The sequence below is a fragment of the Alishewanella sp. HH-ZS genome (genome assembly GCF_001704375.1).
GTDB lineage: Bacteria > Pseudomonadota > Gammaproteobacteria > Enterobacterales > Alteromonadaceae > Alishewanella > Alishewanella aestuarii.
In genome coordinates this window covers 1-18,327 of sequence record NZ_LZEJ01000028.1, presented here as the reverse complement: position 1 = coordinate 18,327, position 18,327 = coordinate 1, and the positions used below count along the sequence as shown (strand labels likewise).

The window sequence follows — 18,327 nt, the reverse complement described above, 5'->3', positions numbered from 1 at the left end:
AACAGCAATAGTGGTTCAATAAAAAAGCCCGCACAAAGCGGGCTTAGTCATACCAATGTTTAGCTTTAGAAGCGGTAACGGAAACCGGCTTCAAAGGCGCGCTCAGGACCAACATAGATCCCCTGACGCAGACCTGCGATATACTGCTTATCGGTCAGATTCTTTACTGAGCCATAAACAGTAAAGCCTTCAAAAGCAGTATATTGCGCCAGTAAATCATAGACAGTGTAAGCCGGTAATAAGCCACCCCAGATGCCGCCAGCAGCGTTAGCCGGAATATCGATGCGGTTGCTTGGATCGCCGAACTGTTCACCACGGTGGTGTGCGGTCAGAGCAACGCTAAAGGCATCAGCGCTGTAGCTTAAGGCCACATTGGCCAGTACCTTGGGGGCATACGGCAGACGGTTACCGGCATTGACACCCGTTTTAAACTCAGAAGTCGGCACCCAGGTCGCATTGGTATCTAAGCGGAAGCCGGCGCCCAGATTATAACCAAACAGAAACTCCATACCGGTATGCTCGGTTTTACCGGCATTGGATTGGGACAGGTTGGGATCACTGTTGCCGGTAACGACCTGATTGGCAAAGTCCATATAGAAAGCCGATACTTCGTAGTTAGCCGCACCCACTGTGCCACGTAAACCCAGCTCATAGTTAACTGAACGTTCACCATCTAACTGCTGATCGGTTAAACCATCCAGTGCTACACCATTTGATGCTGGCGAGAAAGCACGATAGACACCACCGTATAATTGCGCATTTGCTGTTAACTCATAGGTTGCGCCTACGCCTGGTAGCAATTCGGTGTTGGAGGTCTTAGCACTATCGCCATTCTGCGTCAGGATGGTACGTTTTTGCTCATAAGACTCAACCCGTAAACCTGGGGTAACGGCAAAATCATCAGTCAGCTGAATACGGCTTTGCGCATAGCCGGCGACACTGTTAGCAGAATCAATAATATGACGGTCATTGTTACCTGAGCGATCAGCCGCACGGGTCGCCCGGATCCGGGTATCATTCGATTCTTCTTCCATCAGGCGCAGACCAAACTCCGTCGCAGCGGCATAGCCAAATAACTGCTGATCAAAGCTTAACCGGCTTTCAATCCCCAGGCGCTCAAAGCTACGATTATTGCCGGTTAAGGTATTGGTGTAAACCCAACGCCCTGCGGTATTCGAGGCGGCAGTATTGGCGTCATAACGCCAGTAATCGCGGGTCGTATTACTCCAGTAAACCAAGGTGTTTAATTTGGCATTATTATCAAATACATATTCATGGTTCAGGTCAAAAGCCGTGCGATCGGTCAGATACCAGTCATCCGGTGCCGGGTTGTTACGCTCACCATTCAGGTATTGCTGCAGCAAAAGTCCACGATAGGAAATATTGGCCTCATTTTCATGATAGGCAAATTTAATCCCGACTTTTTGCTTATCGCTAATGGCTAAACCGGCTTTAACCATCACATCGGACATATCGTAACCCTTGTCCATAAAGCCATCGCTCTTGGCTTTAGTGGCCACCACGCCTAAGAAGGCATCTTCGGCCTGGTTTTTAGCACCGGCTTCCAGTGTCATCTCACGTAGATTGAAAGAACCGGCGCGGGCAGACAGCTGTACGCCATCAGTAGGAGTTTTGGTGATATAGTTAACTACGCCACCGATAGTGGAAGGGCCGTAACGTAAAGAGGCCGAACCTTTTAACACTTCAACCGACTCAACCCGCTGAATACGGGTATTAAAATAACGGTCATTACCGATAAATAAGCCCGGGGCTACCGGCACGCCATCTTCCAGTAACAAGGATTTTGATTCACTGGCAGACAAACCACGAATGCCGAAATTAGATACGATAGAGGTCTCTTCTTCGCCTTTGATATTGATACCAGGTACCCGGCGCAACACATCCTCTGTAGACAGCGGCTGCACCTGCTCAATCTGGGCACGGTCGATAAGGATCACTGACCCGGTTTCATCAAAACGGTGCAGTTGCTGATCGCCTTTGACCCGGATTACCTCAATAGAGGGCATCACTTTTTCTGCACTACTTTCTGCGGCAACTTCTTCTGCAACCGCAGTCATATTTACTGCACCTAGAGATAACGCCACGGCTAAAGCCACGGGCTGACGCTTAGTCGACAACATAAAACCTCACCTGGATAAATTAATGCTGTTTGAAATTGCCGCGCATCTTAGCAATTAAAAACTCAAACAGCAATTGTTATCATTTGGCTTTATGATTGTTTTACTGTCACTATTACTTTGTGGGTAGCCCGTACAGGGTTTCGGCCCGTTGCAGTAAAATCCAACTGGTCAGTATGTACTTGTCACCGGATACCGGGATGCAGCCGCGATGAGTGTGGGTAAAATAGGCCGGCGCTATTACCATGCGGCCAGCTTTCGGTTGAATACGCTGCTGCTGATAATAAAACTCGGTCTCGCCGCCTTCGGCTACATCATTCAGATAGAACATAAACAGCAAGCTACGGTGCAACGGTTCATTGTCCGGCAGCTGGGGGTAAACCTCGCAATGCCAGTAGTTGTAGTTGCCCTTACCGGCGGCATATTTTTGCGCCTGAATAGGCCCCAGCCGGTACAGGGTACGCATAAAATCAAAGGTTTGTTGCTCACTAAACTGGCTGAAATTTTCATGGGTGACCGGCAAGGGGGCGCCACTGACCGGATCCTGGGTGGTGATGCCCACAGGCGCAATCAAGGCAAAATGGTACTTCTGAAAATACTGATGTGCATAGTGGGTGGTAACCTGAATAATCTGCTGTAATAACGCCTGGTACTCAGCATGCTCATTCAGATACAGATCGGTACTGATTTTTTTGCTGGTATCAACGCCTGCGCCGGTACGGCCGGTTTGCGTATGCGGGCTTTGCTCAAAGGTGCTAATCAGCTGTTGGCAAAGTGCCGGGCTTAACGCATTATCATACACTTCAATAAAATTGGTCATTACAAGGTCCTACTGATGTTTACCGAGGTTATCCAGCCCCGTTTTTCTGATACTGATGCCTTAGGGCATATTAATAACACGGTGTTTGCCGTCTGGTTTGAAAGCGCCCGCCAGCCGGTGTTCCGAATCTTTACCCCAGATCTGGACGTTAAAAAATGGGCTTTGATTATTGCCGGTATTCAACTGAATTACCATGCCCAGACCCATTATGGCCAGCCGGTAGAAATTCGAACCTGGATCAGTGAAGTGGGTAATCGCTCGTTTAAGGTGTATCAGGAAGCCTGGCAAAACGGCCAGAAAACGGTATCGGGCACTGCCGCCATGGTGAAATTTGATTATCAACAGCAACAGGCGGCGTTGTTAACCGAACAGGAACGCCAACAGCTAAGTGCCCACCCGCTTAACGCCGAAAACTAACCACTGAGCGAAAGCCGCTGGTATGCGTATTAACAACTGCTTAAGTTTAACCAAAACCACAGGGGATAAAATTTATGCAGCAAACACTGTTAACGCTGGCGCTGGGGCTTGGTATCACCGCCTCGCCGCTGGTACAGGCTTTCGATCGCATTACCGGTAAAGACTTTGCCAGCCGCTCCGAAGTGATCGCAACAGAAGCTATGGCGGCCACCAGCCACCCACTGGCAACCCAGATTGCATTGGATATTATGAAACAAGGCGGCAACGCAATTGATGCCGCCATTGCCGCCAATGCGGCCCTGGGTTTAATGGAGCCGACCGGTAATGGCATTGGTGGTGATCTCTACGCCATGATCTGGGATGCCAAAACCGGCAAGCTCTATGGGCTAAATGCCTCTGGCCGCTCGCCGCTGGGATTAAGTTATGACACCTTAAAGGCCGAGCTGGATAAACTGGGCCGCAGCGATTTACCACCCCATGGCATGCTGCCAATTAGCGTGCCCGGTACTATCGATGGCTGGTTTGAAATGCACCAGAAATTCGGTAAGCTGCCAATGCCACAGCTGCTACAACCCACTATCGATTACGCCGAAAAAGGTTTCCCGGTTACTGAACTAATCGCCTACTATTGGGATCGCAGTGTGCCAGTGTTAAGCCCACAACCCGGCGATTTTAAAGGCAGCTTTACCATTAATGGTAAGGCGCCAGCTAAGGGCCAGATTTTTAAGAACCCGGGCCTGGCGTACACGCTACGCACCGTCGCCAAAGACGGTCGTGATGCTTTTTACCGGGGCGAAATTACCCGCAAAATCGATAAATTTATGACTGAAAACGGTGGCTATCTGCGCTTTGCCGACTTTGCCAATCACCGTTCGGACTGGGTAGAGCCGGTGGGCGTCGACTATAAAGGCTATACCCTTTGGGAGTTGCCGCCAAACGGCCAGGGTATTGCTGCCTTACAAATGCTGCAAATACTCAAGAACTTTGATCTGGCCGCCCTCGGTTTTAACAGCCCGGAAAGCATCCACCTGATGGTAGAAGCAAAAAAACTGGCCTTTGAAGATCGCGCCAAGTTTTATGCCGATATGGACTTTTACAAAACACCAATCAGCAAACTGATTTCTGAGGAATACGGCCGCGAGCGCGCCAAGCTGATTAGCCAACGTGCCGCCCAGCGCGTCGATGCCGGCAACCCGCATCTGTATGAAGGCGATACCATCTATATGACCACCGCCGATAAAGACGGCAATATGGTGTCATTAATTCAGAGCAACTACCGTGGCATGGGCTCTGGCGTGGTGGTGCCGGGCTTAGGCTTTGTGTTCCAGGATCGTGGCCAGTTGTTCTCGATGGATAAAAATCACGCCAACGTCTATGAGCCTGGTAAGCGTGCCTTTAATACCATTATTCCGGCCTTTGTGACCAAGGACGGCAAGCCGCTGATCAGCTATGGCGTAATGGGCGGCGCCATGCAGCCGCAGGGCCATGTGCAAATTCTGGTCAATATGGTGGATTTTGGTATGAACCTGCAGGAAGCCGGTGATGCCGCCCGTTGGCAGCATCTGGGCAGCACTGAACCTACGGACGGCCAGGATGCCTATCTGAAAAACGGTGGCTATATTGAGGTTGAGCGCGGCATCCCGTTTGAAACGGTACGCGAGCTGCAAAAGCGTGGTCATGATGTGCGTTATGGCTTAGGTGGCTATGGTGGCTATCAGGCGATTATGAAAGACCATGTCAATGGTGTTTGGATCGGCGCCTCCGAATCCCGTAAAGATGGTCAGGCCGCGGGTTACTAACGCCGGCACCTGCTGTGGTTTTCTGCAAATCAGGGCGGCTCATGGCCGCCCTTTTTTATAGGTTAAATCACCAATTCTACTCTGGCATCATGATGTTGGCGGATTTCGCAGACTGCCTGCTCCAGACAGCCGGCAAAGGGTTCCGCCGATGCCGGCTTTTGCTTGCGCAGTTCAATGCGCTCGGCCGCTTTCAGGTAGCGCATCACTTCTTCCTTGCTACGCAGGATCAAGCGTGGCACCGCCACCGGCTTGCCGGTATCCGCGTCCTTGGCAATCATCGTAAAGTACGACGAGTTACAATGCTTTATCTGGCCGGTTTGAATATTCTGCGCTTCAACCCGGATCCCGACCACCATTGAGCTGGTACCGACATAGTTCACCGAAGCATTCAGTGTCACCAACTCCCCGACTTCGATCGGACTGAGAAAATCTACCCGGTCCACCGACGCCGTGACACAGTATTTACCACTAAATTTAGAGCCACAGGCAAAGGCGATCTGGTCCATCAGCGATAGCAGATAGCCACCGTGGATCTTACCGCTAAAGTTGGAGTGGGAGGGTAACATCAACTGCGACAGCGTAATGTGAGAACAGGCAACGGTTTTATAGTCCAGGCTCATAACAGGCTCCTGCGCAGGTAGGGGTTAATTTAACTGTTGCGGTAATGGCTTATCCTGCACCAGAACCCAGGGTGAAATGACCACGGCCCACAGTTCAGCCTGTTGCTGATACCACTGCTGCGCTTGCTCCTCGCTGGTACGAACCACCTGAGCACTTTGCAGCCACTGCGCAACCTGCTGCTTATCATCGCGGCTAAATGCAAAGGCCACGTCAATTAAATCCAGCTCGGCTGCGACGCTAATCACACTGCCAGCGGCATAAAACTTTTGCAGCTCCAGCCAGCTGATCCGCGCTGTTTCACTAACAATTTTCGCCCGGACCAGCGCCGGGTTTTCTGCTTCTTCGGCCAGCCAGGCATCAGACGGAGTGGGTTTATTCATCTTTGTTTCTTCCTTCGCAGTGCCCTATTCCAGCTCATCACCCTGTTCGGCGACCTGCTGGGCACTGAGTTCATGTTTCTTCAGCAACTTATAAAAATCGGTACGATTACGACCCGCCAGTTCGGCGGCCCGGGTGACATTGCCTTCGGTCATTTGCAATACCCGGATCAGATACTGGCGTTCAAACTGGTCACGCGCTTCGATTAGCGTCGGCCAGTAACTGCTATTCTGTGATAACGCCTGCTCCACTAAGGACGCTGAAATCACCGGGCTCTGGGTTAAGGCGACACACTGTTCAATCACATTGACCAGTTGCCGCACATTACCCGGCCATTTTGCGGTAGCCAGCAGCTGCAGGGCGTCATCGGAGAAGCGGGTTACCTTTACATGATGCCGCTCGGCACTTTGCTGCAAAACGTGGCGGGCTAACAGCGGGATATCTTCTGCCCGTTGCTCTAACGTCGGCAGTGGCAGGTTCACCACATTTAACCGATAGTACAGATCTTCGCGGAAACTGCCGTCGGCCATCGCCTGTTGTAAATCGCGGTGCGTGGCAGACAGCACCCGCACATTGATCGGGATCGTTTTAGCACTGCCTACCGGCCTGATCTGGCGCTCCTGCAAGGCACGCAGTAACTTTACCTGCAAGGCCACTGGCATATCGCCAATTTCATCCAAAAACAGGGTACCACCGTCGGCTTCGCGGAATAAACCAGCATGCTCAGTGACCGCGCCGGTAAAGGCCCCTTTACTGTGGCCAAACAGCTCAGACTCCAGCAAATGCTCAGGTAAGGCGCCGCAGTTAATCGCGACAAAAGGCTTAGCGGCCCGCGGGCTGGCATTGTGGATGGCTTTGGCCAGCAATTCCTTACCGGTACCACTGGCACCGGTGATCAGTACGCTGACATCCCGCTGCGCCACCCGGTACGCCTGCTCCAGCACATTTTGCATCAGCGGGCTGCGGGTAATAATGGCCTCACGCCATTGCTCCTGCTCCGGTAAGGATTGATTCAACGCGCGTTGTAATACTTCGCGCAGCTCAGCCGGGTTCAGAGGCTTGGTCAGGAAGCCAAACACGCCGCGCTGCGTGGCAGCGACCGCCTCCGGAATAGAGCCATGCGCCGTCATCAGGATCACCGGTACGCCTTTGTAGCGTTTAGCAATTTCATCAAACAGGCTCATACCATCCAGTCCAGGCATCCGCAGATCACTTAACACTACGTCGACACTCTGCTTCGCCAGCAGCGTCAGCGCCGTTTCAGCGCTGTCGGCGTTAATCACCTGATAGCCTTCGCCTTCCAGACGCAGGGTTAACAGCCGCAGTAAACTCGGATCATCATCGACCAACAATAAGCGAGGGTTATCCCGGGCCATTATTGCCTCCGTTATTTTCCACCGGTTGCTGGTTTAACTCGGCCTCGATTTGGGTCAGAGCATCAATTTTCTTCTGCAATTCCCGGTTGGTTTTTTGCAGCCGCTCTAACTGGTCCAGTTGCTGGGCATTTAAACGGGTAACGGCACTGACTGCCGATTCAGCTTCCAATAACTTCTGATTATAGGTTAGCTCCCAGCTAAAGATCGCAGCCAGACGCGGCGGGAAACTCAGCAGCATCTCAGCCAATTGCGTTTGTACCTTAAAGCGGCTGACATAGGGCATATCCGGGTGCAGCGACAACAGTGCGAACTGGAATTGCGCCACCTCGTCCGGTTCCGTCAGTTGCAGTAAACGTTGGCGCTCAGCCTCCGGCTCAGCCAGAATGCTTTGTTTATAATCCAGCCAGGCTTGCAGCGTTGCCGGCTCATCGGTAAATTTTAGCAGATCAAGCAACTGCGGCTCTTCCTGCGGCGCTGGCTCTGGCTGCTCCGGCATCACTTCAAGCTGCGGCTCGGCTGGCGGCGGTGCCGGCGGCGGCGTAACCTGACAGGCTGATAACAGCGCCAGTGACGCTACCCAGACTAAATTTTTCATACCATTTTTTCTCCTGAAAGCGGCAACCTGACCCGGATACAGACATCGGCATAGACGACGTCAACAATATCCGCATGCCCGCCAAGCAAGCGGGCGCAGTCTGCTACTATCGACAGCCCCAGCCCCGAACCCTGCACTGCATCAAAACGTGGGGTCGTGCCCCGCTGGAAAGGTTCAAATAATTTCTCACGCAGTGCCACTGGGATCGGGGTGCCATTATTCGCCACCTCCAATACCACGGATTCGTCCTGCCGGTATAATTTCACCCAAACCGGACTGCCTTCGGCGCCATAGGCCTGGGCGTTATTAATCAGATTATCCAGAATGCGCCGAAACAAGGTGGCATCAGTACAAAGTGAACTGAGCTGACAATCAAGCTTCACCTGTTGCTGGCGTTGCTGTAGCGATAACGCATGGTCACTAAAACACTCCTGCATCAGTTGCTGTGGCACCACCTGGCTCCAATTCGGCTGGGCTTGTTGTAGCAGGCGGTTATAGTCAAGGAGCTGATCGGTTAACACGCTGAGCCGATCGGCACTGCCATTTAGCAGGCTAACGACCTCCTGCTGCTGCGCATTAAGCGGACCAACCAACTGCTCGGTTAACAGGGCGCAGCCTTCGCGAATGCTGGAAAGTGGCGTTTTTAGCTCGTGTGAGGCATGGCGCAGCAACACCAGCCGTAAGGCTTCTAATTGCTGCAGGCGCGAACTCAGCCAGCGTAATTGCTCACCAAGCTCGGCCAGTTCCCGCGGCCCGCGAAGTTTTTCATCCGGAAACTGATGCTTGGGCTGCGCAATGGCCCGGATCATCCGGTCCAGCTTCTGTACCGGCGCCGTGATCCGGCCCGAGGCCCATAACACCAAGAGTAAGGTGAGTAACACCAGAGCAAAGGTTTCCCAGGCCAGCTGTTGCTGGGTTTTCGCGACCTGCTGTTGCTGATTCTCCAGTTGCCGCTCTAACAGGTCCCAGATTTCTTTGGTGATTTGCTGTTGCTGGGTACGCACTTGCAGCAGTAAGGCTTCTGGCACTTCGCTGGTCGGTTCAATAAACTTTAATCTGAGGCTTTGCAAAGCATCGCGCTGACTCTGACATAACGCCAATTCGGGTAAACTGCGACAGAGCTGAGCTAACAGCTGTAGCTGATTGTCGATATGGTTTAAAGCCAGCCGCTGCAGCGCCTCAGTGCGCACCACCGCATACTGGCGCACAGCCCGCTCGATATCGACTACCAGGCTTTGCATACTTTCTGCCTGGCGCACTGTCGACACTGCCTGCTCGGCCGAGGTAATGGCATAATTACTGACACCACTTAGGGATTTATTACTCTGCCACAATAAAACTCCGACTGGGATCAGGGCCAGAAAAAAGCTTAGCAGTACTAACTGTCGCAATGACGCCGTTTGAATGGAAAAGCGCATGGGCTCCACCCTCAGAGAATTCTGACTTTAGTTTACTGAAAATTCAGGGCCTTGTATTGCCGTTAGCCGTATAAATTAGCTGCTACGGGCAAAAAAAAGGCCAGTACTAAGACTGGCCAAGGCAGATTCAGCTCAACAGCTGATCTATGGGATAGGTTACTGGGCTAACTCGGTGTTCATGCCCTGAGCATAAACTGCTTGCGTAGCCTGAGTTGAATGCGCCAGTTGCTGCTGTTCCCAGGCCTGGACGCTGGCATTATTCAGGTCAACCCGACGCAGTAAGGTAAAAACGATAGCCATATTGGCAACTAAAAACAGCGTGATAAAACTTAAGAACATATCCATGGTACTTCTCCGGCTATGGGCTCCCGCAGTGGAGCAACTTTGCTGTCTCAGGAGAATCGCGTAAAAGTAATACTGCATTGCTTTTACGCTATTCCCCTGCAGCGTTACCATAGTTAATGCATGCTGCGTGCCAACATTTAATTTCAATTTAGATTCAAAAACTTAGGTGATTTCTGACAGGGTAATGCGGATAGGGGTGTCGCTAACTGTTGCTAATTAGCGACACTTAAAACGGGGTAAAAAAATTTCCATTTAAAATCAACAACTTAAACTGTATGCAAAAAGCGACACTACCTCAGACAGCAGAAATAGCTAGCAGCCAAATAAAGGCCAGCTAACAGTAAGCTTTTGATTTCAATTAAATAAAGCCATAGCGCTGGGCAACACGGTCAAAATACTCCAGGCACTGTTTAGCATACTGACGTTTCTCGACATAGCTGCCTGGGAAAAAGCTTTTCTTAAAGCCATAGGCCACCATATCTTTTAACCGTTTTAACGGCACGTCGAAGTTATCCAGCGCCAGCTGGTATTCCTTACTGACTGTGGTATTCGATACCAGGCGGTTATCGGTACAAATGACTGTAGCAATACGATGCTCCAGCATATCTTTAAACTTATGCTGGCGGATATCGGTAATCGCCGGGTTGGTTTGCAGGTTGCTGGTTAAACAGACTTCAATCGCAATACGCTTATCGGCGATATAAGAAGCCAGGTTATTGATATATTTTGTTTTATCGGAAATAGCCGGATCCTGAATCATCTCCGGTATAAACATTGAGTAGCCATGCCCCAGACGATCTGCATAGCACTCGGTAATGGCTTCAAACACACTCTCGGCACCGTAGGCTTCACCGGCATGCAGGGTTTTTAGCAAAAAGTGCTGGTGAGCGTATTCGTATACTTCTTTAAATTTACCGGCCGGATAGCCTGCTTCCTGCCCGGCTAAATCCAGACCAACAATCGGCATGCCTTCTTCATCACGCAGCCGGACACTGGCACGCACCAGCTCCATCGCCGCCAGCTTAATCACATCCATTGGCGCAAAATCACGCATTAATTGAAACAGGTTGGTGTAATAGGGTGAGAAACCTTTGTTACCAAACATTCGCATCGCACAGTTAATAATGCCATAGTAGAACGGCGGCTTCTGACCGCTTAGCACCGCTTCAGTGGCGTTATACTCCTGCATCGCCTGCTTTAGCCCGTTATTCACTGCATGCATAATCTGGTCAAAATCAATACCGCGCGTCAGATCAATCAACAACTGCGGGGCGAAACGCACTTCAATATAATTGACGCCTTCGGCCTGATTATCCAGTGCCAGCTCGTAAGCGGCCTGCTGCAGGTTTTCCGGGTCGCGTAACACGGCACAGGTATATTGGAAGCAATGCAGATACTCACCCAGATTCTGATAGCGCTCTTTGAACACCAGCTCTTTTAAGCCAGCTACCGTCTCAGAAGGTAAAGTGACCTGGCTGCGTTTGGCCATGTCGATAAGACTGTCTAACCGTAAACTGCCGTCCAAATGCAAATGTAAATCGGACTTGGGCATCATCTTAATAAAGTCGGCGGAGTAGCGTGGCATAATCATTCCTCTGTTAACTAGCTGAAAGAATATCACAATCAGCTTGCCACAAAGGAATGGTAACGAAAAATTGCATAAGCTCTAAAAGCAACAGGGCGCCGATAGCGCCCTGTTGCTTTACATGAATTAAACCTTAAAGCGGTTTACCAGCTCATTAAGTTGAATTGCTAATCGCGACAATTCTGTTGCGCTGGCAGAGGTTTGCTGCGAACCTGCCGAGGTCTGGTTCGCCAGGTCGCTGATAGTAATAATATTACGGTCAATTTCCCGTGCCACTTTCGATTGCTCTTCAGCAGCACTGGCAATCACATGGTTCTGATCGCTGATACTGGTAATATTGGTCGCGATCTGCCCCAGGGCTGCGGCAGCTTCTTCAGCCACATTTTGGGCATCACCAGCGTTTTGGCTAATTAGCCCCATGGCATTTACCGCTTCACGTACCGAACCTTGCACTTGTTGGATCATTTGTTCAATTTCACCGGTGGAGGTTTGGGTGCGGTGCGCCAAACTACGCACTTCGTCGGCGACGACGGCAAAACCGCGGCCGGCATCACCGGCGCGGGCTGCTTCGATCGCCGCATTCAGCGCCAGCAGGTTGGTTTGCTCGGCCACACTGCGAATCACTTCCAGCACCTGGTTAATTGACGAGACTTTTTCTGCCAGCACATTAATCACGGTGACGCTTTGCTGAACCTCGGTATTCATCTTGCCGATAACAGCACGGGTCTGGGTAACCTTCTGGCTACCATCTTTGGCCAAGTTGGCCGATTGTGCAGACGCATCTGAGGTTTGCATCGCCGTTGCCGCCACTTCATCAACGGCTGAGCTCATCTCAGTGATAGCCGTCGCGGCTTGTTGTACTTCGTCATTTTGTTGCTGAATGGCGCGCGCTGACTCATCGGTAACGGCATTGAGTTCTTCCGCAGCAGAGGCCAGCTGACTGGCTGAGCTGGCGATATGGCCAATGGCATCACGCAGTTTTTGCTGCATTTGTTGTAAGGCTTCAGCCAGGCGGGTTAACTCATCGTCACCGTCTTTATTGATACGCTGCGTCAAATCACCTTCAGCAATTTGCCGGGCAGACTCAACCGCTTGCTCCAGCGGTGCATTAATGCTGCGCGAAATAACCAGTGCAATCACTATAGCAATCGCCACCGCTAACACTATTAGTACAATAACAATAATACGGGCGGCCTGATAAGCACTGACTGACTCGGTTCGCGCGGTGTTAGCAGCTTGCTGTTTGATACGGGTGAGATCGAGTAAATCCGTTGTCATCTGTGCCGTAATCGGGTTAATTTGCTGCAGCAAATCCAGCGCCATACCGGTCTCGTCCTGCTTCAGAAACTCGATCGCTTCTTGCTGTAACTGCAAATATTGCTGTAATCTTTTTTCGAAATCAGCAAAAACTTCCCTCTCTTCATCCAGATATATGTTAGCAGAAAATGCCTGCTCATTACGCCGCACCTCTGCTCGTAATTGCTCTACTTCGTTCAGTGTGGCGCCTTCCTGCGTAATGTCGGTAGTTAACATCAAGCGTAAGGTTAAGGCCCGCAGAAGGGTGACGTTCAGATTTAAGTCCGCCAGGCTCATTAGTGAAGGTAAAGTATTAGTTTCAACCAAATTCGCCCGTTCACGAATTTGCGACATGGTATTCAGGTTATAAAGACCCAGCGCGGCCAGCATAAAAGCCAGAGCGCCAAAGGCTGCCAGTAAACGTTTTTGAATGGATATTGTTCTAAACATAGGTTAAACCTTGCATTAAGTTAACGGCGTAACTAACTTGATCCGTAATGAATGTTTCGCGGGTGAGTTTCACTACTTTAGCAGTTCTATCAAGCCTTAACAGTCCTGTCGATAGAAAAGCCCAACTTTTTTTCTGAATCGTGCGCTCAACGCCCACTAAATTCTTTTAATTAGTTCGCAGCCATACCTGCAAATTATGTTGATCTGGATCAAGCAACAAGCGTATTATTATTTCAGAAATTTCTGAAAGTTCAGTAACGGGATGCGCATATGCAAATGACTCCAATGATTGAATCCTTTGTTTACCACTTTGGCGAAATGGGCAGCCGTTGGGGCTTTAACCGTACCGTTGGCCAAATTTACGCCCTGCTGGTGATTAGCGAGCAACCGCTCTGTGCCAATGAAATTGGTGAGCTGCTGGGGATTTCGCGCGGCAATGTCAGTATGGGGTTAAAAGAGTTGGGTAGCTGGCAGCTGGTGCAGGTTAGCCATAAACCCGGCGAGCGGCGCGAGTTTTATCATAGCCGCGGTAGTATCTGGGATATGGCCAACCGGGTGTTTGAAGAGCGGCGCAAACGGGAAATGGACCCGACGCTTAGCTTACTGCGTGACATTATGATGGACGAAGCGGCTAATCCGGAAGAAGCCTTTGCCCAAAAGCGCATCGCCGAAATTCACGATCTGCTGGAGAACATTACTGAATGGACGCAAAGCCTGCAATCCTTGTCGCCGGAGAAGCTGAATACCTTAATGAAGTTAGGCTCCGGCGTTGGCAAGGTACTGGAATTTACCGATAAGTTTTTAGGTAAAAAAGATCCGGCAAAACAAGCCTAGCTGTTTTTGCCACCTGTTGTTCTGTTGTAGTGAGGTTGCCATGTTAGACACCCTGTTGCTGTCACGCATTCAGTTTGCGGCCAATATCAGTTTTCATATCCTGTTCCCAACCATTACCATCGCCCTGGGCTGGTTGCTGGTGTACTTTAAAATCCGCTTTGACCTGTCACAGCACCCGGTGTGGATGCGCGCCTACCGCTTTTGGGTCAAAGTCTTTGCACTGACCTTTGCACTGGGTGTAGTCAGTGGCATTACTATGTCGTTCCAGTTCGGCACCAACTGGCCGGGTTTTATGGAGACAGTAGGCAATATTGCCGGCCCGTTACTGGCCTACGAAATCCTGACCGCCTTTTTCCTCGAAGCAACCATGCTCGGCATTATGCTGTTTGGTTTTAACAAGGTACCGCGCTGGCTGCATACGCTGGCCACCTTACTGGTGGCAATAGGTACTACGCTGTCGGCATTTTGGATCCTGGTGCTCAATTCCTGGATGCAAACTCCGGTTGGCTTTGAAATGCGTGATGGCGTAGCGCATGCCACTGACTGGCTGGCGATAATTTTTAACCCCTCCTTCCCGTATCGTTTTACCCATATGCTGCTGGCGTCGGCACTGACGGTCTGCTTTTTGGTAGCGGGCATTTCTGCCTACCGGTTATATCGCGGTGATAATAAAAAAGCACCGCGCCTGACACTAAAAACCGCCCTGTTCACCGCTGCTGTGCTGGCACCGACCCAAGCCTTTGTTGGTGACCTGCATGGTTTAAATACGCTGCAACATCAGCCGCAAAAGATCGCGGCCATGGAGGGGATCTGGCATACCCAGCAAGGCGCGCCACTGGTGCTGTTTGCGATCCCTGATGCTGAAACTCAAACTAACCGCTTTGCACTTGAGATTCCAAAACTGGCCAGTTTAATTCTGACTCACGATTTAAACGGTGAGCTGAAAGGCATTAACGAATTTCCGGACGCACACCCACCGGTGGCGCCGGTGTTCTACAGTTTCCGGGTGATGGTGGGTATCGGTGTATTAATGCTGGCCGTTGCCTGGTGGTGTAGCCTGCGGTTGTACCGAAAAGGCGAATTATCACCGCTGCAATATAAGGTATTAATCGGCATGTCGTTCTCCGGTTGGATCGCCACCCTGGCCGGTTGGTATGTGACCGAAATCGGCCGCCAGCCATACCTGGTATATGGTGTGCTAAAAACCAGTGACGCCGTGACCACTGTGGCCAGTGAGCAGGTTGCCTTAACGCTAATCATGTATCTGGCGCTGTATGTGGTGTTACTGCTGGCCTATGTTAAAACCTTATTCTGGCTGGCAAAACGGGCGATTGAGGTTGAGGAATATGACCTGTCGCTGCCAGGCCTACCGGAACAGAAAGCCAAACTCGCCAATGAAGGAGTCGAAGCATGAATTTCCTGACTGCAGAAAATCTGGCACTGGTGTTCGCCGGCCTGACAGCACTGGCGGTACTGCTGTATGCCATCCTGGATGGTTATGACTTGGGCGTGGGCATAACGCTGCCGATGCAGCAAGAAGCCTGGCGCGATACCGCCATTGCCTCTATTGGTCCGTTCTGGGATGCCAATGAAACCTGGCTGGTGCTGGCCGTCGGCTTGCTGCTGGTGGCTTTTCCGGCGGCGCACAGTGCGATTCTGCATGCGCTGTATTTGCCCGCCGCCTTGTTGCTGATTGGCTTGATCTTACGCGGTGTCGCCTTTGATTTTCGCGCCAAAGTAAAACCGGAGCGGAAAATCCGCTGGGACTGGACCTTTAAATTTGGCTCCTTGCTGGCAACCTTTAGCCAGGGCTTTATGCTGGGTATCTATGTTATGGGGCTGGAATACAGCGTTGGCAGTGTCGTGTTTGCCAGCTTTAGCGGCCTCTGCGTTACCGCCGCCTATGCGATGATTGGCAATGCCTGGCTGATAGGCAAAACCAGTGGCGATTTACAGCGCCATGCTATCCGGCAGTGTAAATTGGCCGGGGTTTGGACGCTGGCCGGTATTCTGGCAGTCAGCGCTATCAATCCGCTGGTAAATGCCAATGTATATCAGGTTTGGACCGAGCCACCACTGGCTTATTTATTTGCCGCCATTCCGCTGCTGTGTTTTGCGATGTTTGCGCTGGGTTATCTGGCTTTAAAGCGGCTACCGCTGCCCGATGATCGCGGCGCCTGGCTGCCGTTCTTTATCTGTAAAGTGATCTTTGTCTGCAGCTTTGTCGGCTTAGCACTAAGCTTCTACCCCTTTGTGGTGCCGAACCAGATGACACTGTATGAAGCGGCCAGCTCCAAAGAGTCCCTGACCATTATTTTCTTCGGCGCTGTTGTGGTTATTCCGATTATCGCCGCCTATACCGCGGTTGCCTATTATGCGTTTCGCGGTAAGGCAGATGGTTTGAAGTATTACTAATAAGACAATGAGAGCGCTAAGCCATTTTTTGTAAGGCTAATGGCTTAAACCCAAAATAGGAAAAGTTGGTGATCACCATAAACACAGCAGCCCTCCATTTTTGAGGGCTGCTGTCAATGTTTAAAACACGTTTAGGCGACTGCGCCACCTCTTCACAGAATGGAGCCTACGCCCCACAATCGTCATATCTCAGGGCGATAGCAGTGTTGTACCAGAAAGGAGCAACAGCTGAAATACCAGAATAACCCTGGCCACAGCAGCAAAGCTTACGATAAGCCAATTTAGGAATAATCGACTTTTAAATATAGCCAGCTAAGTTACCTAAAACTTTTGCGGTCTGAAAATCCACACTTCGCTGAGGCTAACAATGCCAGGCTGGGTGTCAAAAAACTCCTGAGTGATCTGCTCAGCAATCTGTTCAGCTTTTTGCTGATCTTTCACAATGACCTCAATTTTCATCAGATGTAAGGCATCGATAATTGAAGCATGCTGCGCTGGGTGCAGGTGTAAAGAGCTATTGCCGCCCGCTTCGAAAATACTGTAACCCTTGGCGCCAGCCTCTTCTAATAACGCGATGAGATCTTCTTCCAGCACCTTTTCCGCAATAATATTAATTTGATAAGCCTGATATTTCATAATGGACTCCCGCGCCTTAAAACACGACTTTCGCTAATTCGGTGAATAATGGAATACAGACGGCAATCGCAATCGGGGTACCAATACTGGTTGAGGAACCAATATAAGCGGAAGGATTTGCCTTGGGTATACCCGCCCTGAGTGTCGGAGGGCCTGAAATATCCGAACTTGACGCTGCCATCACCGCTAATAGTACGGTCCCGCCTGCACTAAACCCAGTTAGATGATGCGCTAAATAGCCCAAGCCAAAGCCAATAGCACCATGCGCAATTGGCGCTGCAATCGCATAGACGACGTACCAATGCGCCACTCTGCGTAGTTCACTTAAACGCTGCCATGCTTCAATACCCATAATGAGCATTAGAATTGATAAGAAACCGCGGAATACTGGTTCATAAAAAGAAGCATATACCGGTTCCGGTTTGGCGAATAAGCCAATTAACAACCCTAATAATAACGCAGTAAGCGCTGAACCTTGTAAGCTATCGATAATAATTTCTTTAATTGAGATAGGCTTACGCACTGATTTTTGGGGTTTATCCGCCGTAGCCTCGGCCATCGCTTGCTGCCGATCACTGGCTAAGCGGCCTAACACTATTGCCAGTATTAGGGCTGGTATGTCCATAAAGGGGTAGAGTGCCGATACCCAGGCTTCGTACTCCATACCAATATCATCTAAATGCAGCATCGCAGCGGCAAAGGTAGAGGCTGAAACCGCACCAAACAAGCCGGCCGTGGCTAAGGCATCAGTTTCTTTCACACCAGGTAATTTTGCTAAGGTGTATTTACCTAACAGCACAATTAACACACCAGCTATGACGGCAAAAAAGGCAGGAAGTAGCAGTGCAGCAAGGTTAGCATTACGGATTTCCATGCCGCCTTGTAAACCAATTTTTAGCAGCAAGACGATAACAATAAATTTGTAGACAGGCTCTGGAATGGTGAGGCGACTTCCGAGTGCCGCAATCAACATACCGCCAAGTAGAAATGCCAAAGTTGGTTTTTGTAGACCAACGATAAAATAATCCGCGACTGTTAGTAATATATCCATTTTCACCTCAAACTACTCTACGCGCCAGCATAGAGGCTAATCGATACTGTGGCAAACTGAACAGCAGGATACTAACTGATTTTGCTCACTCCCATGTTAATTCTTACTGTAAAAAACCCCAGTATAAAACCTGTCTCTTATACACAAATCCCC

At 50.5% G+C, this 18,327-nt stretch carries 17 protein-coding genes; 5 read left to right on the top strand and 12 right to left on the bottom strand.

The genetic code is table 11. From position 1 onward, the window contains the following. Window positions 1-65: 65 nt before the first annotated feature. The gene (locus A9165_RS11840; RefSeq protein WP_065956025.1) at window positions 66-2,141 is read right to left on the bottom strand and encodes a TonB-dependent receptor domain-containing protein; all 2,076 of its coding nucleotides are present in this window, start codon (window positions 2,139-2,141) and stop codon (window positions 66-68) included. Window positions 2,142-2,253: 112 nt separating this feature from the next. Beyond that, window positions 2,254-2,958 carry a 2OG-Fe(II) oxygenase gene (locus A9165_RS11835; RefSeq protein ID WP_065956024.1) on the bottom strand — a complete coding sequence of 235 codons (705 nt, stop codon included), beginning with the start codon at window positions 2,956-2,958 and terminating at the stop codon, window positions 2,254-2,256. Window positions 2,959-2,973: 15 nt separating this feature from the next. Between A9165_RS11835 and A9165_RS11830 the strand changes: the two genes are divergently transcribed. Both A9165_RS11830 and ggt read left to right on the top strand, forming a co-directional pair. Beyond that, entirely contained in the window at window positions 2,974-3,375 is a 402-nt protein-coding gene (locus A9165_RS11830) for a thioesterase family protein (RefSeq protein WP_008606612.1), read from the top strand. Window positions 3,376-3,449: 74 nt separating this feature from the next. Then, window positions 3,450-5,174: a gamma-glutamyltransferase gene (gene ggt / locus A9165_RS11825; protein ID WP_065956023.1), complete on the top strand. Its 1,725-nt coding sequence runs from the start codon at window positions 3,450-3,452 to the stop codon at window positions 5,172-5,174. A 62-nt stretch (window positions 5,175-5,236) separates the two neighbouring features. Here ggt and A9165_RS11820 read toward each other — a convergent pair whose 3' ends face one another. From A9165_RS11820 to A9165_RS11785, 8 genes are all read right to left on the bottom strand, one after another. Continuing rightward, on the bottom strand, window positions 5,237-5,794 hold the full coding sequence (locus tag A9165_RS11820; RefSeq protein ID WP_008950338.1) for an acyl-CoA thioesterase: 558 nt from the start codon (window positions 5,792-5,794) through the stop codon (window positions 5,237-5,239). Window positions 5,795-5,818: 24 nt separating this feature from the next. Then, window positions 5,819-6,175, bottom strand: a complete 357-nt coding sequence (locus A9165_RS11815) for a DUF2288 family protein (RefSeq protein WP_008606608.1) — start codon at window positions 6,173-6,175, stop codon at window positions 5,819-5,821. 24 nt (window positions 6,176-6,199) lie between these two features. After that, window positions 6,200-7,549: a sigma 54-interacting transcriptional regulator gene (locus A9165_RS11810; RefSeq protein ID WP_008606606.1), complete on the bottom strand. Its 1,350-nt coding sequence runs from the start codon at window positions 7,547-7,549 to the stop codon at window positions 6,200-6,202. Next, window positions 7,536-8,144, bottom strand: coding sequence for a hypothetical protein (locus A9165_RS11805; RefSeq protein WP_065956022.1), 609 nt, complete (start codon window positions 8,142-8,144; stop codon window positions 7,536-7,538). The genes A9165_RS11810 and A9165_RS11805 overlap by 14 nt, the downstream gene beginning before the upstream one ends. Next, the gene (locus A9165_RS11800) at window positions 8,141-9,562 is read right to left on the bottom strand and encodes a sensor histidine kinase KdpD (RefSeq protein ID WP_065956021.1); all 1,422 of its coding nucleotides are present in this window, start codon (window positions 9,560-9,562) and stop codon (window positions 8,141-8,143) included. Before A9165_RS11800 ends, A9165_RS11805 begins: the two co-directional genes overlap by 4 nt. Before the next feature lie 156 nt (window positions 9,563-9,718). Further along, on the bottom strand, window positions 9,719-9,907 hold the full coding sequence (locus A9165_RS11795; RefSeq protein WP_008606601.1) for a hypothetical protein: 189 nt from the start codon (window positions 9,905-9,907) through the stop codon (window positions 9,719-9,721). A 358-nt stretch (window positions 9,908-10,265) separates the two neighbouring features. Further along, window positions 10,266-11,492: an adenosine deaminase family protein gene (locus A9165_RS11790; RefSeq protein ID WP_065956041.1), complete on the bottom strand. Its 1,227-nt coding sequence runs from the start codon at window positions 11,490-11,492 to the stop codon at window positions 10,266-10,268. Between the two features lie 126 nt (window positions 11,493-11,618). Then, a complete protein-coding gene (locus A9165_RS11785) occupies window positions 11,619-13,238 on the bottom strand; it encodes a methyl-accepting chemotaxis protein (protein WP_057787027.1) in 1,620 nt (539 codons plus the stop codon). A gap of 270 nt (window positions 13,239-13,508) precedes the next feature. Here A9165_RS11785 and A9165_RS11780 point away from each other — a divergent pair, with 270 nt between their 5' ends. From A9165_RS11780 to A9165_RS11770, 3 genes are read left to right on the top strand one after another with little or no spacing between them, the layout of a single operon-like run. Next, window positions 13,509-14,072, top strand: coding sequence for a GbsR/MarR family transcriptional regulator (locus tag A9165_RS11780; protein ID WP_039924842.1), 564 nt, complete (start codon window positions 13,509-13,511; stop codon window positions 14,070-14,072). A 40-nt stretch (window positions 14,073-14,112) separates the two neighbouring features. Continuing rightward, window positions 14,113-15,486: a cytochrome ubiquinol oxidase subunit I gene (locus tag A9165_RS11775; protein ID WP_008606589.1), complete on the top strand. Its 1,374-nt coding sequence runs from the start codon at window positions 14,113-14,115 to the stop codon at window positions 15,484-15,486. Continuing rightward, on the top strand, window positions 15,483-16,487 hold the full coding sequence (locus A9165_RS11770) for a cytochrome d ubiquinol oxidase subunit II (protein ID WP_008606588.1): 1,005 nt from the start codon (window positions 15,483-15,485) through the stop codon (window positions 16,485-16,487). Before A9165_RS11775 ends, A9165_RS11770 begins: the two co-directional genes overlap by 4 nt. 321 nt (window positions 16,488-16,808) lie before the next feature. Here A9165_RS11770 and A9165_RS11765 read toward each other — a convergent pair whose 3' ends face one another. Further along, window positions 16,809-17,123 carry a DUF3240 family protein gene (locus tag A9165_RS11765; protein WP_057787023.1) on the bottom strand — a complete coding sequence of 105 codons (315 nt, stop codon included), beginning with the start codon at window positions 17,121-17,123 and terminating at the stop codon, window positions 16,809-16,811. A gap of 16 nt (window positions 17,124-17,139) precedes the next feature. After that, window positions 17,140-18,174 carry a sodium-dependent bicarbonate transport family permease gene (locus tag A9165_RS11760; RefSeq protein ID WP_057787021.1) on the bottom strand — a complete coding sequence of 345 codons (1,035 nt, stop codon included), beginning with the start codon at window positions 18,172-18,174 and terminating at the stop codon, window positions 17,140-17,142. Between the last annotated feature and the right edge of the window lie 153 nt (window positions 18,175-18,327).

Excerpts from the sequence above, each read along its gene's own strand:
- A9165_RS11840 (WP_065956025.1), bottom strand. The coding sequence starts at position 2,141 with ATGTTGTCGACTAAGCGTCAGCCCGTGGCTTTAGCCGTGGCGTTATCT.
- A9165_RS11835 (WP_065956024.1), bottom strand. The coding sequence starts at position 2,958 with ATGACCAATTTTATTGAAGTGTATGATAATGCGTTAAGCCCGGCACTT.
- A9165_RS11830 (WP_008606612.1), top strand. The coding sequence starts at position 2,974 with ATGTTTACCGAGGTTATCCAGCCCCGTTTTTCTGATACTGATGCCTTA.
- ggt (WP_065956023.1), top strand. The coding sequence starts at position 3,450 with ATGCAGCAAACACTGTTAACGCTGGCGCTGGGGCTTGGTATCACCGCC.
- A9165_RS11820 (WP_008950338.1), bottom strand. The coding sequence starts at position 5,794 with ATGAGCCTGGACTATAAAACCGTTGCCTGTTCTCACATTACGCTGTCG.
- A9165_RS11815 (WP_008606608.1), bottom strand. The coding sequence starts at position 6,175 with ATGAATAAACCCACTCCGTCTGATGCCTGGCTGGCCGAAGAAGCAGAA.
- A9165_RS11810 (WP_008606606.1), bottom strand. The coding sequence starts at position 7,549 with ATGGCCCGGGATAACCCTCGCTTATTGTTGGTCGATGATGATCCGAGT.
- A9165_RS11805 (WP_065956022.1), bottom strand. The coding sequence starts at position 8,144 with ATGAAAAATTTAGTCTGGGTAGCGTCACTGGCGCTGTTATCAGCCTGT.
- A9165_RS11800 (WP_065956021.1), bottom strand. The coding sequence starts at position 9,562 with ATGCGCTTTTCCATTCAAACGGCGTCATTGCGACAGTTAGTACTGCTA.
- A9165_RS11795 (WP_008606601.1), bottom strand. The coding sequence starts at position 9,907 with ATGGATATGTTCTTAAGTTTTATCACGCTGTTTTTAGTTGCCAATATG.
- A9165_RS11790 (WP_065956041.1), bottom strand. The coding sequence starts at position 11,492 with ATGCCACGCTACTCCGCCGACTTTATTAAGATGATGCCCAAGTCCGAT.
- A9165_RS11785 (WP_057787027.1), bottom strand. The coding sequence starts at position 13,238 with ATGTTTAGAACAATATCCATTCAAAAACGTTTACTGGCAGCCTTTGGC.
- A9165_RS11780 (WP_039924842.1), top strand. The coding sequence starts at position 13,509 with ATGCAAATGACTCCAATGATTGAATCCTTTGTTTACCACTTTGGCGAA.
- A9165_RS11775 (WP_008606589.1), top strand. The coding sequence starts at position 14,113 with ATGTTAGACACCCTGTTGCTGTCACGCATTCAGTTTGCGGCCAATATC.
- A9165_RS11770 (WP_008606588.1), top strand. The coding sequence starts at position 15,483 with ATGAATTTCCTGACTGCAGAAAATCTGGCACTGGTGTTCGCCGGCCTG.
- A9165_RS11765 (WP_057787023.1), bottom strand. The coding sequence starts at position 17,123 with ATGAAATATCAGGCTTATCAAATTAATATTATTGCGGAAAAGGTGCTG.
- A9165_RS11760 (WP_057787021.1), bottom strand. The coding sequence starts at position 18,174 with ATGGATATATTACTAACAGTCGCGGATTATTTTATCGTTGGTCTACAA.